The sequence below is a fragment of the Endothiovibrio diazotrophicus genome (assembly GCF_054657215.1).
In genome coordinates, this window is record NZ_BAAHXB010000269.1 from 1 (window position 1) to 1,127 (window position 1,127).

Below are 1,127 nucleotides of genomic sequence, written 5' to 3' on the forward strand. Positions count from 1 at the left end.
GTCTCGACGCCCCAAAACAGGAAGTCTTCCTCTCCAGCAAGCGCTCCGCGTAGGAACACCCGTTACCGGGGCCCCTACTACGCCGAAGCCATCGCGCCTGCCCCCATTGCCGCATTGCGAAGCCGCTGGCCGCACCAGTCCCAAGCGTACTGGACGGGCTGTCGGGCACGCTGCTCAAGCGATTGCCGTTGAGCACCTCACAACTCCCTCCCCTCCGGCAGCAGGCGGTCGAACTCGTTCTTGACCACCCGGTAGCACTCGCAGACGCGCGCCTCCAGTCCCGGCCGGTCGAGGATCGTGATCTTGCCACGGCGGTAGTGGATCAACCCCGCGCGCTGCAGATCGCCGGCGGCATCGGTGACCCCCTCGCGGCGCACCCCGAGCATGTTGGCGATCAGCTCCTGGGTCATGGTGAGCTCGTTCGACGGGAGACGGTCGAGGCTCAGCAGCAGCCAGCGGCAGAGCTGCTGATCCACCGAATGGTGGCGGTTGCACACCGCCGTCTGCGCCATCTGGGTGAGCAGCGCCTGGGTGTAGCGCAGCAACCGGCGCTGCATCGGTCCGGCGCGATAGAACGCATCCTTCAGCAGTTGCCCCTTCAGCCGGTAGGCGTGGCCGGCGCTCTGCACCACCGCCCGGCTGGTGGTGCTCTCACCCCCCATGAACAGCGAAACGCCGACGATCCCCTCGTTGCCGACCACCGCGATCTCCGCCGAGGCGCCGTTCTCCATGACGTAGAGCAGCGAGACGATGGCGGTGGTGGGGAAATAGACGTGGTGCATGGCCACGCCGGACTCGCCGAGCGACTTGCCGAGCGGCATCGGGACCCGCTCCAGGTTGGGGAGGAGGCGCGCGCGTTCGTCCGCCGGCAACGCGGCGAGCAGGCGATTCTGCAAAGGGTCGTCAGCGACCGGCATGCGAGGCTCCCGGTGGTTCGGCGGAGATCGAGCCCGATCGCCGGGGTAGGAGGTGACGAGCAGTCTACCCGGATCGGACGCTGCGCGGCACGGCGGCGCAACGGGCGCGAACGGCTCACACGAACGCCACCGCCCGCCGGTGCGGGGTGCCGCCCTTCCAGATGAGCGCCTCCATTTAGGGCCCGCGAAAAAATAACTTCCTGTTTTGGA

At 67.7% G+C, this 1,127-nt stretch carries 1 protein-coding gene; it reads right to left on the bottom strand.

All coding sequences use genetic code 11. The features are described from left to right. Window positions 1–197: 197 nt before the first annotated feature. On the bottom strand, window positions 198–917 hold the full coding sequence (locus ACYQ2W_RS26315; protein ID WP_459874055.1) for a Crp/Fnr family transcriptional regulator: 720 nt from the start codon (window positions 915–917) through the stop codon (window positions 198–200). Between the last annotated feature and the right edge of the window lie 210 nt (window positions 918–1,127).

Excerpts from the sequence above, each read along its gene's own strand:
- ACYQ2W_RS26315 (WP_459874055.1), bottom strand. The coding sequence starts at position 917 with ATGCCGGTCGCTGACGACCCTTTGCAGAATCGCCTGCTCGCCGCGTTG.